General features: G+C 71.6%; 15 protein-coding genes. 3 read left to right on the top strand and 12 right to left on the bottom strand.

What is annotated here, in order from left to right:
* Nucleotides 1-139 precede the first annotated feature (139 nt).
* Together E0493_RS05195 and E0493_RS05200 are read left to right on the top strand one after the other, a co-directional pair.
* The gene (locus tag E0493_RS05195; RefSeq protein WP_160935856.1) at nt 140-466 is read left to right on the top strand and encodes a multidrug DMT transporter permease; all 327 of its coding nucleotides are present in this window, start codon (nt 140-142) and stop codon (nt 464-466) included.
* 27 nt (nt 467-493) lie between these two features.
* Complete coding sequence (locus E0493_RS05200) at nt 494-1375, top strand: alpha/beta fold hydrolase (protein ID WP_160935857.1); 882 nt, start codon at nt 494-496, stop codon at nt 1373-1375.
* A gap of 45 nt (nt 1376-1420) precedes the next feature.
* Here the strand turns inward: E0493_RS05200 and E0493_RS05205 are convergent, their stop codons facing one another.
* The 12 genes from E0493_RS05205 to E0493_RS05265 form a co-directional block, all read right to left on the bottom strand.
* Nucleotides 1421-2008 (bottom strand): type 1 glutamine amidotransferase domain-containing protein, encoded by a 588-nt coding sequence (locus E0493_RS05205; protein WP_160935858.1) that lies wholly within the window; start codon nt 2006-2008, stop codon nt 1421-1423.
* Nucleotides 2009-2089: 81 nt separating this feature from the next.
* Nucleotides 2090-2590 carry a DinB family protein gene (locus E0493_RS05210; RefSeq protein ID WP_160935859.1) on the bottom strand — a complete coding sequence of 167 codons (501 nt, stop codon included), beginning with the start codon at nt 2588-2590 and terminating at the stop codon, nt 2090-2092.
* 191 nt (nt 2591-2781) lie between these two features.
* On the bottom strand, nt 2782-3777 hold the full coding sequence (locus E0493_RS05215) for a GNAT family N-acetyltransferase (protein WP_160935928.1): 996 nt from the start codon (nt 3775-3777) through the stop codon (nt 2782-2784).
* 5 nt (nt 3778-3782) lie between these two features.
* The gene (locus E0493_RS05220) at nt 3783-4982 is read right to left on the bottom strand and encodes a pyridoxal phosphate-dependent aminotransferase (protein WP_160935860.1); all 1200 of its coding nucleotides are present in this window, start codon (nt 4980-4982) and stop codon (nt 3783-3785) included.
* 481 nt (nt 4983-5463) lie between these two features.
* A complete protein-coding gene (locus tag E0493_RS05230; RefSeq protein ID WP_160935861.1) occupies nt 5464-6264 on the bottom strand; it encodes a M48 family metalloprotease in 801 nt (266 codons plus the stop codon).
* A 63-nt stretch (nt 6265-6327) separates the two neighbouring features.
* Nucleotides 6328-6798 (bottom strand): GNAT family N-acetyltransferase, encoded by a 471-nt coding sequence (locus E0493_RS05235; RefSeq protein ID WP_202396914.1) that lies wholly within the window; start codon nt 6796-6798, stop codon nt 6328-6330.
* Nucleotides 6795-7997, bottom strand: a complete 1203-nt coding sequence (locus E0493_RS05240; protein WP_160935862.1) for a pyridoxal phosphate-dependent aminotransferase — start codon at nt 7995-7997, stop codon at nt 6795-6797. Before E0493_RS05240 ends, E0493_RS05235 begins: the two co-directional genes overlap by 4 nt.
* Before the next feature lie 107 nt (nt 7998-8104).
* Entirely contained in the window at nt 8105-8914 is an 810-nt protein-coding gene (locus E0493_RS05245) for a DUF2189 domain-containing protein (RefSeq protein WP_160935863.1), read from the bottom strand.
* Between the two features lie 232 nt (nt 8915-9146).
* Nucleotides 9147-9947, bottom strand: coding sequence for an ABC transporter permease subunit (locus E0493_RS05250; RefSeq protein WP_160935864.1), 801 nt, complete (start codon nt 9945-9947; stop codon nt 9147-9149).
* Nucleotides 9944-10780 carry an ABC transporter permease gene (locus E0493_RS05255; RefSeq protein ID WP_160935865.1) on the bottom strand — a complete coding sequence of 279 codons (837 nt, stop codon included), beginning with the start codon at nt 10778-10780 and terminating at the stop codon, nt 9944-9946. Before E0493_RS05255 ends, E0493_RS05250 begins: the two co-directional genes overlap by 4 nt.
* Nucleotides 10780-11835: an ABC transporter ATP-binding protein gene (locus tag E0493_RS05260; protein ID WP_160935866.1), complete on the bottom strand. Its 1056-nt coding sequence runs from the start codon at nt 11833-11835 to the stop codon at nt 10780-10782. Before E0493_RS05260 ends, E0493_RS05255 begins: the two co-directional genes overlap by 1 nt.
* Nucleotides 11832-12938: a polyamine ABC transporter substrate-binding protein gene (locus E0493_RS05265; protein ID WP_160935867.1), complete on the bottom strand. Its 1107-nt coding sequence runs from the start codon at nt 12936-12938 to the stop codon at nt 11832-11834. Before E0493_RS05265 ends, E0493_RS05260 begins: the two co-directional genes overlap by 4 nt.
* 305 nt (nt 12939-13243) lie before the next feature.
* Here E0493_RS05265 and E0493_RS05270 point away from each other — a divergent pair, with 305 nt between their 5' ends.
* Nucleotides 13244-13897, top strand: coding sequence for a hypothetical protein (locus E0493_RS05270; protein WP_160935868.1), 654 nt, complete (start codon nt 13244-13246; stop codon nt 13895-13897).
* Nucleotides 13898-13919: the final 22 nt, after the last annotated feature.

Consider the following 13919-nt stretch of genomic DNA (forward strand, 5'->3'; position numbering starts at 1 on the left):
CCTGTGCGGCGGAAGCGGCCGGCGCTGCGGGCCGCCGCTCCCAGGTCTCGGTTCGGGGCCGCGACACTACGCGAGGCGCCGCCGAAGTCGAGGCCCCGCAGGATTGGCAAACCGACCCGGCGCGGCTACCGCGGGGAGCATGGACCTTTATTTCCCTGCCCTGATGCTGCTGTCCGGTGCCGCCGCCATCCACAGCCGGGCCGGCATTCCAGAGTTGCGCCCGGCTTCCGACGCGGCCGAGGCCGTCTGGAAGATCGTGTCCAGGCTTGCCTTCCTCGCCTGGCTCGGGCTGCTGGCCTGGGGCTGGCTGCTCCACGCCTGGCAGGAGGCGGCGTTCGGCCTCGCGCTTTCGGCCGTGTTCAGCGGCATCCTCGCCGCCCTCGGGCCGCGGCCGGGCTGGTGGGCCTACTCGCTGTCCATGGCGGCGGTGGGGCTGGTGCTCGGGGCCTTTCTCGTGCTGCGCTGAGGACACAGGCGGAAGGGAGGAAGCGTCATGATCTTCGAAGGGTTCACGCTGGAGGAGAGGATGGTCGAGGGCCAGCGTCTCCGGCTGCGGCGCGCCGGCGAGGGGCCGCCCCTCCTGCTGCTGCACGGCAACCCGCAGACCCATGCGATGTGGCACCGGGTGGCGCCGGCGCTGGCGCGGCGCTTCACCGTCGTCTGCCCCGACCTGCGCGGCTATGGCTTCTCGGGAAAGCCGGGACCCAGCGCGGACCACGCCCCCTATGCGAAGCGCGCCATGGCGGGCGACATGCGCGGCCTGATGCGGCAGCTCGGGCATGAGCGTTTCCGGGTGGTGTCGCATGACCGCGGCGCCCGCGTGGCACACCGGCTGGCGCTGGATGCGCCCGAGGCGGTCGAGCGGCTGGCGGTGCTCGACATCGTGCCGACCATCGAGCATTTCGAGCGCACCGACATGGCCTTCGCCATGGGCTACTACCACTGGTTCTTTCTGGCCCAGCAGCACGACCTGCCGGAGCGGATGATCCTGCGCGACGTGGAGGACTGGTTCGACCAGCACACGAGCCGCGAGCCGAAGGGGCGCGGCTTCTTCCACCCGGAGGCACGGGCCGACTACCTGGCGGCGCTGCGGCAGCCCGGCACCGTCACCGCGATCTGCGAGGACTACCGCGCGGCCGCGTCGATCGACCTGGAGCATGACCGGGCCAGCCGGGCGGCGGGCGAGAAGATCCGCTGCCCCCTGTTGGCGCTGTGGGGCGCCAGGGGGAAGATCGGGCTCTGGTACCGGCCTCTGGAAATCTGGGGCAGCTATGCCAGCGGGCCGGTCAGCGGCGGGCCGGTGGAGAGCGGGCACTACCTCGCGGAAGAGGCTCCGGAAGCGGTGCTGGCCGCCCTGGAGCCATTTCTTGGCTGACAATCCGGCCGCAGGGGAGCGGCGTCGCTCCCCTGTGCCGCCTTCTCAGGCAGCCGCGCGACGGCTGTGGCGGCCTTCACGCACTTCCTCGACGATCTTGGCCACGAAGGCATCAAGGTCCTCGGGCGAGCGGCTGGTGACGATCCCCTGGTCAGTCACCACCTGTTCGTCCAGCCAGGTGGCGCCAGCGTTCTGCACGTCGGTCTTGATGGAGGCGAAGGAGGTCATCTTGCGGCCCTTGGCGAGCCCGGCCTCCACCAGGATCCAGGGCGCGTGGCAGATGGCGGCCACGATCTTGCCCTGCGCAGCGAAATCCTTCACCAGCGCGATGGCCTGCTGGTTGACGCGGAGGTGGTCCGGGTTCATCGCGCCGCCGGGCAGCACGATGGCGTCGTAATCGGCCGCCTTCACCTCGCCGAGCTTGCGGTCCACCTTGACCTTCTCGCCCCAGTTCTCCGGCTGCGCGGCGCCGTTCCAGGCGACGATGACGCCGGGCTCACGCGTCTTGTCGGGGGCCGCGACCTCGACCTTGGCACCTTTGGCGCGGAGTTGCTCCAGCGGCACCAGGAGTTCGGGCTGCTCGAAGCCATCTGTCGCGACGATCAGGATACGGGCCTGGTTGATGTCCGTCATTGCGCGTCTCCCTTGTGGTTCGGCAGTGAAAACGCGGCATGGCGGGAGGAGTTCCGGGCGCGGCCTCCCGCTGCGCGAGGGTCAGGGCAGCACGAGAAACAGGTCGGTGTCGCCGGTGCTGGCGCCTTCGGCGGTGAGCAGGGCGTGGGCCTGGCCGCGATGGTGGGTCTGGTGGTTGAAGAAGTGCACCACCAGCAGCGCCATCGGCCGCCGCACCTCGCGGCCGGCCGCGCCGCTGAACCAGGCGAGGTCGCCCTCCAGACGGGACGGGTCGAGCCCTCCCGCCCAGGCCTCGATGCGGGCGTCGAGCGCCTCCCGCGTGGCCTGGAGGGTGGCGAAGTCGGCGATCATGCGGGAACTGTCGGGCAGCTTCACCGGGGGCGGCGGGCCGCCGTCGAAGCGGCTCATCCACATCGTGTCGCCCCAGACGAGGTGACAGAGCGTGCCGTGCAGCGAGCCGAAGAAGGCGCCGCGCGGGCGGCGGCGCGCCGCGTCGTCCAGCCTGGCGGCGGCGGCGTAGAAGCGCCGGTTCATCTCGGCATTGTAGGCCGCCATGGTGCGGCAATAGGCGGGCGTGATCATGCCGGGATGGTAACAGGGCCAACTCCGGCGCCAAGGTGCTGCAGGGCACCGGGGACAAGGTCGGGGGGCGGAATTCCCCCGAGCCCCCATCTTCCTTTTGTCAGCTTCGGCGCGCGTCGGCCGTGAGCGCGGCAAGACGGGCAGAAAAACGAAAGGGGGGCCGGGGGAGAATTCCTTCTCCCCCGGCCGTCCTACACGCCGCGGTAAAGGATGATCTGGTCCGCCGGCGCGCCCTCGCGGGTCCGGCCAAAGCCGGGAATGCGGCCCGCTTCCGTCCAGCCCAGGCGAAGCAGCAGCGAGGCGGCCGCCTCGCCGGCGCGGCAATCCAGCGTAAGCAGGCTGCGGCCGATGCCGCGCGCGGCCTGTTCGGCACGCTGGACCAGCGCCCGGCCGACGCCGGCCCGGCGGAAGTCCGGATGCACCAGGAGCTGGCGCAGCACGGCCCGGTGCGCCTCGGTTTCGGGGGTGGCGAGGTCGAGCTGCACGGTGCCGGCCATGCGCCCCTCCTGCCAGGCGACGAGCAGCAGGCGCGTGCCCATCGCCACATCGGCCGAGACCTTGCGCCACATGGTGCGCGCCATCTCCGCCGAGAGCGGATCGCGGTAGCCGAGGCTGGCGCCATCGGCCACGCAGGCCGCCAGGATGCTGGCCAGGCTGCGCTCGGCGCTGGCGGCCGCGGCGGCGTCCAGCGCCTCCACGGCCAGGCCGGTGGCCGGCTTGGCGTAGCGGAACTCCAGCGACTTCGAGATGTCGTCGAGGATGCGGATGGAGCCGGCGCGGACGTAGCCGCGCTTCTCGTAGAAGCGGTGCGCGGCCTCGAAGCGCGTGTCGGTCCAGAGCACCATGCGCTCCGCGCCCTGCTGGCGGGCGTGGTCCTCGCCGCGGGAGATCAGCGCGTGGGCGAGGCCGGTGCCGCGCTGCGCCTTCTCCACGTACATCTTGCAGATCTCCCAGGCGCGGTCGGAGCCGAGCGGGCGGGTGGCGACCATGCCGGCGAGGCGGCCATCCGCCTCGCCCACCCAGACGGCGCCGCCCGCCTTGGCGAAGTAGCTCGCCAGGGCGCGCAGCTCGGGCACCTCGCCGTCCACGTCTAGGATGCAGTTCGGGTACTCCGCCCAGGCATCGCCGACCAGGCGGATGTACTGCGCCGCATCCTCGTCGCGGCCCGGGCGGATGATGGCCTGCATGGCGTTCACGACAGCTCCCGGCAGAACTCCTGGATGCGGGCGCAGGCCTCGCGCAGGCTTTCGGTGTCGGTGGCGTAGGAGATGCGGATGTAGGGGCTCATGCCGTAGGCCGTGCCCTGCACCGTGGCCACCAGCTTCTCCTCCAGCAGGGCCAGGGCGAAGTCGGTGTCGGTCTCGATCCGCTTGCCGCCCCTGCTGGTCTTGCCGAGGCAGGCGGCGATGTTGGGATAGACGTAGAAGGCGCCTTCCGGCTTGTGGCAGCTGAGGCCCGGCGCGTCCGCCAGCATGGCGCAGACCAGGTCGCGCCGCTCGCGGTAGATGGCGGCGCGCTCGGCGATCAGATCCTGCGGCCCCTCCAGCGCGGCGGCGGCCGCGGCCTGGCTGACCGTGCTGATGCCGCTGGTGAGCTGGCCCTGCATGTTGGTCATCGCCTTGATCAGCGGCTTCGGGCCGCCGGCGAAGCCGACGCGCCAGCCGGTCATGGCATAGGTCTTGGAGGCGCCGTTGACCGTCAGCACGCGGTCCTTCAGGCGCGGCTCGACCTCGGCGATGGTGCAGAACTCGCCCTCATAGACGAGGTGCTCGTACATGTCGTCCGTCAGGATCCAGACATGCGGGTGCTTCAGCATCACCTCGGCGATCGCCTGCATCTCCGCGCGGGAGCAGGAGGCGCCGGTCGGGTTGTTCGGGAAGTTCAGGAACAGCCACTTGGTCTTCGGCGTGATGGCGGCGTCCAGGTCCTCGGCGCGCAGCTTGAAGCCGTTGTTCTGCGGGCAGTTGACGAAGGTGGGCGTGCCGGTGGCGAGCTTCGCCATGTCGGCGTAGCTGACCCAGTAGGGGGCGGGGATCAGCACCTCGTCGCCCTGGTCGCAGGTGGCGAGCAGCGCGTCCATGATGATCTGCTTGCCGCCATTGGCGACGAGGATCTCATCCAGCGCGTAGTCGAGGTTGTTGTCGCGCCTGAACTTCTTCTGCACGGCCAGCTTGAGGGCGCGGGTGCCGTCGGTCGGGGGGTACTTGGTGTCGCCGGAAAGCGCCGCCTGGTGCGCCGCCTCGATGGCGTGGGCGGGGGTCGCGAAGTCCGGCTCGCCGCTGGCGAGGCTGATCACCTTCTTGCCCTCGGCAGCCAGCTCACGGGCACGGGTGCCCATGACGACCGAAGCGGAAACGGCGATGTTCTTGAGGCGTCCGGCAAGGGCGGGCATGGGTGCGATGGTCTCCGACATGTCAGGCGGGCGAAGGGGCGCAGCCTAGGATTGGTTGGCGCCGCCGCCAAGGTGCCGCGGCCCTGATCCGGCGCAGGGCGGCCCCGCGCGGCGCGCCGTATGGTCAGGCCGGCGCCGGCAAGGATGATGAATGATGGCCCGAATGATGGCCCGAATGATGGGGGCCGCGGTGGCGCGGCGCCTGGGCGGGCCGCTGACGATCGAGGCGGTCCCGGCGCCGGTCTTCGACACGGTGCTGAAGCGGATCATGGGGCGCGGCTCCATCGTCGGTACGCGGAAGGACCTGGAGGAGGCGCTGGCCTTCGCCGGCGAGGAAGGTGGCGCCACACTTCAGCTGGGGCGCGCTGGAGGGGATCAACGACATCCTCGCCCGCATGGAGGAAGGCGCCATCGATGGCCGGGTGGCGCTGCGCCTGGACTGAAAAGGCGGCGGGGAGCGGCGCCCGCTCCCCGCCGGCCGCTATTTCGGGGTCACGCTGCGCCCCACCCCCTGCGGCGAGAGCTGCCAGTTCACCGCGCGCATGTCGGCCACCGCGGCGTCGAAGGAGGCCACACGGTCGGGGCCGGCGGGATGGGTGGAAAGCAGGCTCGTGCGGGTCTGGCCCGAGAGCCGGCCGAGGGCCACCAGCATCTCGCGCGCCTCGCCCACGTCGTAGCCGGCCTCGTGCAGGATGGTGGCGCCGATCGCGTCGGCCTCGCGCTCCTGCGCCTTGCTGTAGGAGATGACGGCGAGCTGCGAGCCGATGCCGGCCGCCCCCTGCACAAGCCCATCCGCCTGCAGCCCGGCATAGGAGCCGATCACCGAGGCGAGCACGCCCCCGAGCGCGGCGCCGAGCTGGGCGCGGGTGTTGGTGCTCCGCACGTGGTTGGCGGCATGGTGCGCCATCTCATGGGCGATGACGAAGGCCATCTGGTCGTCGTTGCGGGCGTATTCCGCGGTGCCGCGCTGCACGATGATGTCGCCTTCGCCGGTGGCGGCGGCGTTCAGCTCCTGGCTGGGATCATAGACGAAGCGCCAGGCGCATTGGCGGCCAAGGTCCTGGCAGACGGCGCTGCCGGCGGGCGCCAGCCGGCGCGCCACCCGGGCGATGGCCTCCTTGGCCTGCTCATCCGTCAGGGGGCGGCGCACCGGCGCCTGCCCCTGCTGGATTTCGGCGCTCGCGGCGGCCTGGGCGGCCGGGCTGACGACTGGCACCTGATAGGCCGCATCGGCGCAGGCACCGAGCGGCAGCAGAACGAGCAGCGGCAAGGCAGAGCGCATGAACTTTCCTCCTGCGGGGTTCTTTCTTGCCCAGGCAACGCCACGGGCGGGGGATGGCTGCACTCAGGCGCGCGGCGGCAGGCGCAGCAGCCAGTCGAAGGCCTGTTCCCGCTCCGGCACGAAGCCGAGACGCGCGTAGAAGCGCAGGGCGGGGCTTTCCTTGAGCACTTCCAGCAGGACCGGAAGACCGGGCCGCTCGGACAGCAGGGCGGCCATCACGGCGCGGCCGAGGCCGCGGCCCTGGCAGTCCGGCTCAAGGTAGAGGTTGGCGATTTCGGTGTGGCCGGGATGATGGCGGAGCGTGACACAGCCGAGCAGCCGGCCGGACGGGCCCTCGATGCGCCGGGTGGCGGCGGGGTCGAAGCTTTCGCGCATCCGGGCGCGGCGGCGGGCGGGATCCCAGCGGCCGAGGCGTTCCAGGTCGGCGCGCAGGGCGCGGATGGAGAGGTCGAGGAGGCGCTCGAAATCCGCCTCCTCCGCGGCGCGGAAGCGGAAGGACGGAGCGGCGCCCCGCCCTTCCTCCCCCTCGCTCACCTCAGGCCGGCGCAGAAGCGCTGGATGCGGGTGCAGGCCTCGATCAGCGAGGCGTCGTCGGTCGCGTAGCTGATGCGGAAATGGCCGGGGAACATGAAGGCCGAGCCGTGCACGGCGGCCACGCCCTCCTCCTCCAGCAGCGCGGTGACGAAGTCCTCGTCCGTCTCGATGCGCTTGCCCGAGGCGGTGATCTTGCCGAGGCAGCCATGGACGGAGGGGAAGACGTAGAAGGCGCCGTCCGGCACGATGCAGTGGATGCCCGGGGCCTTGTTGAGCAGCCCGACCACGAGGTCGCGGCGCTTCTCGTAGACCTTGCGCATCTCCTCGACGGAGCCCTGCGGGCCGTTCAGCGCCTCCACGGCGGCGGCCTGGGAGACCGAGGAGGTGTTGGAGGTGGACTGGCTCTGCAGCTTGTCCATCGCCTTGGCCAGCGCCAGCGGGGCGCCGGCGAAGCCGATGCGCCAGCCGGTCATCGCCCAGGCCTTGGAGCAGCCGTTCATGGTGATGGTGCGGTCGCGCAGCCGCGGCTCCACCTCCACCATGGTCCGGGCCTTGAAGTCGCCGTAGACCAGCTTCTCGTAGATGTCGTCGGTGAAGACCCAGACGTCCGGGTGGCGCAGCAGCACCTCAGCCAGCCCCTTCAGCTCGGCCTCGCTGTAGGCGGCGCCGGTCGGGTTGCAGGGGTTGTTCAGGATGAACCACTTGGTGCGGGGCGTGATCGCCGCCTCGAGCTGCTCGGGGGTGATCTTGAAGCCCTGGTTCTGCCCGGCGGAGACGATGACCGGCTTGCCCTCGGCCAGCGAGACGATGTCGGGGTAGGAGACCCAGCAGGGCGCCGGGATGATCGCCTCGTCGCCGGCGTCGATGGTGGCCAGCATGGCGTTGAAGATCACCTGCTTGCCGCCGGTGGAGACGACGATCTCCTCCGGCTTGTAGTCCAGCCCGTGCTCGCGCTTGAAGTAGGCGGCGGCGGCCTCGCGCAGCGTCCTGGTGCCGGAGACGTCCGTGTAGCGGGTCTCGCCGGCCTGGATGGCGCGGATCGCCGCGTCCTTGATGTTCTGGGGCGTGTCGAAGTCCGGCTCGCCCGCGGAAAGGCTGATGATGTCCTTGCCCGCCGCCTTGAGCGCCCGCGCCTTGGCGGTGATGGCGATGGTCTGGGAGGGGGCGATGCGGTCGAGCCGCTCGGCGGTCAGGTTCATGGTCGCAACGGATCCAGCACAGGAAGGCCGCGGACCCTAACGCCCGAACGGCGCCCCCGGCAACCCGCAGCGGGCTGCCGGGAGGCATTTCGGGGCGACCTGCCCCCTCAGTAGGTGACCACCTTGCGGTAGAGGTGCCAGGTGGCGTGGCCGAGCACCGGCACGGCCACCGCCAGCCCGACAAAGAGCGGCAGGCTGCCCAGCAGCAGCAGCACGCCGACGATGAGGCCCCAGAGCGCCATCGGCAGCGGGTTGGCGCGCACCGCGCGGATGGAGGTGCGGATGGCCGTGGCGGCATCGACAGCCCGCCCCTCGGCACCGCGGTCCAGCAGCATGGGGAAGGAGATCACCGTCAGCATCAGCACCGCCAGCGCGAAGAGGAAGCCCACCGCATTGCCGACGACGATCAGCGTGAGGCCCTCGGGCGTGCCGAAGAGCCGGTCGGCGAAGGCGCGGATCGAGGTTGGCTGCATGTCGCCGATGGTGGCGGCGTAGAGCGCCTCGGCCACCAGCAGCCAAACCACGAAGAGGACCAGCAGCATCGCCCCGAGGCCCAGGATGGAGCCGAAGGCCGGCGAATGGCGCACGTCCAGCGCGTTCACCCAGGAGACGGGCAGTCCCTTCTCGCGGCGGCGGCTCAGCTCGTAGATGCCGAGGGCGGCGAGCGGGCCGACCAGCGCGAAGCCCGAGATCACCGGCCAGATCAGCGGCATCAGCGCCCGCCCCGCCATGGCGTTGGCGGCGATCAGGCCGATGATCGGGTAGATGATGGCCAGGAAGATGAGCTGTGTGGGCGTGGCCAGGAAGTCGTCCCAGCCGCGCCGCAGGGCGTCCCAGACGTCAGCGGTGCCGATATGGTGGATGGAGGCCCGCTCGGGCGGCGAGGCGCGCTCCAGGGTCCAGACGGTGTCCATCATGTGTCCTCCCGTGCCGCTCACCGCGGTGGCGGCGACGTTGCGTTCGGCGGAAGGCCCGATGGCGGCCGGAAGCGACCACGCAGGTCGTCCACAGGAAAGATCATGGGGAATGGCCGGGCCGTTGCAAGCGCGGGATGAATCCAAATCCGGCCGGATCCGGGCCCGGTATCGGTTGGCGGCGCCTTGTTGCCGGGCTGCCACAGGGCCGTGGCGGGCGGAGCGGCGCCGCGGCTCAGCGGCGGCCGATCACGCCGCGCAGCAGCAGCAGCGCGCCCCCGGCCGTCGCCAGGGCCACCAGCAGGATGACCACCGCCAGGGCGTTGATCTCCGGGGTCAGGCCGAGGCGGAGCATGGAGAAGACGACCATCGGCAGGGTGGTGCCGGCGGGGCCGGAAACGAAGCTCGCCACCACCACATCGTCCAGCGAGAGGGTGAAGGCGAGCAGCCAGCCGGCCACCAGGCTCGGCGCCAGCAGCGGCAGGGTGATGGTGGCGAAGCTGGTGGCGGGGCCGGCGCCGAGGTCGCGCGCGGCTTCCTCCAGGTCCCGCTCCATCGTGGCGAGGCGAGCCTGGACCAGCACGGCGGCATAGGCGCCGCCAATGGTGGCATGGGCGAGCAGGATGGTGGTGGCGCCGCGCTCGGCCGGCCAGCCGGTGGCGCCCTCCAGCAGCACGAAGAACAGCAGCAGGGACAAGCCGATCACCACGTCCGGCAGCACCAGGGGGGCACCGGCCAGGGCGCCGAAGAGCGGCCGGCCGCGGAACGGCCCCTGCCGCGCCAGTACCCAGCCGATGCAGGCGCCCAGCGCCACCGCCAGGGTGGCCGCGCCCGCCGCGACCCGCAGCGACAGCCAGGCGGCCGCCAGCATGCGCTCGTTGCCCGCCAGCGCCACGAACCAGCGCCAGGAGAAGCCGCCCCACTGGAATGGGATGCGCGCGTCGCTGAAGGCATAGCCGGCCAGCAGCAGCACCGGCAGCCAGAGGAAGAGCAGGCCGAGCAGCAGGCCGAGGCGGGGGAAGGCCGAGCGCCTCACGCGCGCGCCTCCAGCCGCTGGAACAGATGGATGGGAACCAGCAGGGCGAGCAGCAGCAGCACCGCCAGCGCCGCCGCCGTGGGCCAGTCGCGGTTCTGGAAGAACTCCTGCCAGAGCACCCGGCCGACCACCTGGGCGGAGGGCGGGCCGAGCAGCTCGGGGATGACGTATTCTCCGGCCGCCGGGATGAAGACCAGCAGGAAGGCCGCCGCGGCGCCGGGGGTGGCGAGCGGGAGCGTGACGGTGCGGAAGGCGGTGAAGCCGTTGGCGCCGAGATCGGCCGCCGCCTCCTCCAGCACCGGCTCCAGTCGGGAAAGGCTCGCGTAGAGCGGCAGCACGGCGAAGGGCAGGTAGGCGTGCACCATGCCAAGGAAGAGCGCCGGCCAGGAGTAGAGCAGCGGCAGCGGCGTCTCGATGAGGCCCCAGGCCTGGAGCAGGTGGTTGATCCAGCCCTCGTCGCGCAGCAGGCCGATCCAGGCGCCGAGGCGCGGCAGGAAGCCGGTCCAGAAGGGCAACAGCACCAGCAGCAGCAGCGGCGCGCGCCATGCGGCGCGGGCGCGGGCCAGGCCGAGCGCCATCGGGAAGGCCAGCAGCAGGCAGAGCCCGGCGGTGGAGCCGGCCACCACCAGCGCCTTGCCGAAGGCGGCACGGTAGTAGGGGTCGCCCAGCACCAGGGCGAAGGCGTCGCCGTTCAGCCCCGCCACGCCGGGCAGGGTGAAGGGCGGCACGCCTTCCGCCGGCCAGGAGACGGAAAGCACCAGCACCACCAGCAGGGGCAGCGCGACCAGCAGGCCCAGCCAGAGGACGGGAACGAGCAGCGGCAGGCGGCGCATCAGCCGAGCAGCGGCACCACCGCGGCCGCCTCCCAGGCCAGCTGCACCGTGCTGCCGCGCGGCGGCGGGGCGCCGTCCTCCTCGGCATGGCCGACGCGCAGCACCGCGCCTCCGGGCATGCGCACCAGCAGCAGGCTGTCGTCGCCGCGGAAGGCCACCTCCTCGATGATGCCCGCGGCGGTGTTGGTGCCGCTGGCGCCGGGGCGGAGGGCGATGCGCTCGGGGCGAAGGGCGCAGGCGGTGGTGGCCGGCGGCAGGGGGCCGGCGGGGCGAAGCGTGCCGCCAAGCGTGGGGCAGTCCAGCCCCCCTGCTCCGTCGGGCTGGCCTTCCAGCACGTTGGCGCCGCCCAGGAAGCTGGCCACGAAGCGGGTGGCGGGCCGCTCATAGACCGCGCGCGGCGGGCCGAGCTGCACCAGCCGGCCCTGCTCCAGCACCGCCACGCGGTCGGCCAGCGCCAGCGCCTCGCCCTGGTCGTGCGTAACCATGATGAAGGCGGCGCCGGTCTCGCGCTGCAGGGCGCGCAGCTCGAAGCCGGTGCGCTCGCGCAGGCCGGCATCCAGCGCGCCGAGGGGCTCGTCCAGCAGCAGGAGGCGGGGGCGCTTCACCAGCGCGCGGGCCAATGCGACGCGCTGCCGCTGGCCGCCGGAAAGGCGGTGCGGCAGCCGGCGGTCGAAGCCCTCCAGGCCGACCATCGCCAGCGCCCCGGCGACCCGCCGGTCGCGCTCGGCGCGCGGCACGCCCTCCCGCCGCAGTCCGTAGGCGACGTTGCCCGACACCGTCAGGTGCGGGAACAGCGCGTAGGACTGGAACATCATGTTCAACGGCCGCGCATGCGGCGGCACGCCGGCCAGGTCACGCCCGTCGAACAGCACCTGCCCGGCATCGGGGGCCTCGAAGCCGGCGACCATGCGCAGCAGGGTGGACTTTCCCGAGCCGGAGCCGCCGAGCAGGGCCAGGAACTCGCCGGACGGCACGTCCAGGTCGAGACGGTCCAGCGCGACCGTCTCGCCGAAGCGTTTCAGAAGGCCGCGCAGCGACAGCAGCGGAGTGCTCAACGCCCGGCCTTGAAGCGGTTCCAGAGGCGGCTGCGGGCGCGTTCGGCCTGCGGCGAGAGCGCCTTCACGGTGAAGGTGCGGGCCAGCATTTCCGGCGTCGGGTAGACGTTGGGGTCCTCGCGCACCGCTTCGTCCACCATCGACGTCGCGGCGGGGACCGCGTTGGGGTAGTGCACCGCGTTGGTGATGCCGGCCATCACCCCGGGCTGCAGCAGGAAGTTGATGAAGCGGTGCGCCGCCTCCGGGTGCGGCGCGTCGGCCGGGATGGCCAGCATGTCGAACCAGAGCTGCGCGCCCTTCTTCGGCAGGACATAGCCGAGCCGGACGCCCTGCCCCGCCTCGTCGGCGCGCGCCTTGGCCTGGATGACGTCGCCGGAATAGGTCATCGCCACGCAGTATTCGCCGGTGGCCAGCGCATCGAGGATGGTGCCGCTGGCGACAATGGCGCGGACGTGGGGGCGGATGGCCTGCAGCGCCTCGCCGGCGGCCTGAAGGTCGGCACTCCCGGCGCTGTCAGGATCGCGGCCGAGCCAGTGCAGCACGCTGGGCAGCACGTCGGTGGCGGAATCCATCACCGCGATGCCGCAGCCAGCGAGGCGCTTCGCGTTCTCCGGCTTCAGCAGCAGGTCGAGGCTGTCGAGCGGGGCGTCGGGCAGCAGCTCGCGCACCTTGTCGGCGCGGATGCCGAGGCCGATCGTGCCGTAGAGATAGATGGCGCCGTGCTTGTTGCCGGGGTCGCTGCTCCCGACCTGGCGCAGCAGCGTGGCGTCCTGGTTGCCCCAGTTCGGGATTCTGGCGCGGTCCAGCGGCTTCAGCGCGCCGGCGCGCACCAGGCGGGAGAAGGTCGGCTCGCTGGTCGGCACGATGACGTCGTAGCCCGAATGCCCGGCGGAAAGCTTGCCCTCCAGCGTTTCCAGGCTGTCGAACACGTCATAGCGGACCTGGATGCCCGTTTCCTTCTGGAAGCGCTCCACGGCGGCAGGGTCGATGTAGTCCGACCAGTTGTAGACGTTCAGGACCGGCTCCTCGGCGCGGCCGGCCAGCGGCATGGCCGGCATGAGGGCGACGGCACAAAGGGCGGCCACGAGCAGGCGTCGGAGCATCAGGCAACTCCCGGGCGAGGGCGAGAAGGCCGCACGCTAGTGAAGCTTCAAGCCGGGGTCCATCACGGATGGCGAGGGCAAGCCAAATTTGCGCGGCTTGTGTAGGATTTTTTTCTTGACCATGCCCTCCTTCATCTATTAATTCCTATCGCATCAACGGGCGAATTGCGCCTGGTCCTCCCCTCCCGCCGTCATTTCCCCCCCTTCGCCCGGCCCTCCCCCAGGCCGGATGGAGCGCGCGCCTGCGCGCCGGGCGGCGGCACGCCCCGGACCCGCCCCCCTTCTCGCCTCTCCAGGAGACGCGCATGCCTTTCGATCCGCGTGGACTGTCCTCGCTCGCCAGCACGGACAGCTTCACCCTGTGGCTCTACGTCACCAGCGACACCCGTGCCGCGGTGCTGGCGCCCGGCTACTTCGCCAGCGTGACCGACCGCCTGCAGCCCGGCCATGTGGTGGTGCTGCAATCGGCGGATTCGCTGACCTTCCTGCCGGTACGGAGCAGCGCGGGTGTTGGCAACGGGCTGGTGCTCGACGCCTCGGCGCCGCCACTGCGGCTGAACGCCTACAGCGCCTTCGGCCTGCAGTTCAGCATGCCGCTCGTGACGGCGGTGACGCGCAGCGTGGCGCTCGATCCGGTGCCGACCGGCCTTTATGTCGGCCGCAGCTTCACGGTGGGGGCGCGCACCACGGGGCCGGTGACGACGCTGGTCTTCACCATGCTCAACGCGGCGGGGACGGTGATCGCGGGGCCGATCTCGGTGGCCGTCGCCTCCGGCACCGCCTCGGCCAGCTTCACCGCGCCCGAACCCGGCTCGGGCTACCGCATCCGCGTGGCCGATGCGCAGGAGCCGCTGGCGGCACAGACCTCCGCTTCCTTTGTCGTCACCCAGCCCCTCGCGCTGCTGACCGAGTCCGGCGCGACCATCACCGCCCAGCAGGGCGGCGAAATGCTGCTCTGAGCGCACCCGTCCGACCGTCCGC

The organism is Teichococcus coralli (genome assembly GCF_009829925.1).
Taxonomy (GTDB): Bacteria; Pseudomonadota; Alphaproteobacteria; order Acetobacterales; family Acetobacteraceae; genus Pseudoroseomonas; species Pseudoroseomonas coralli.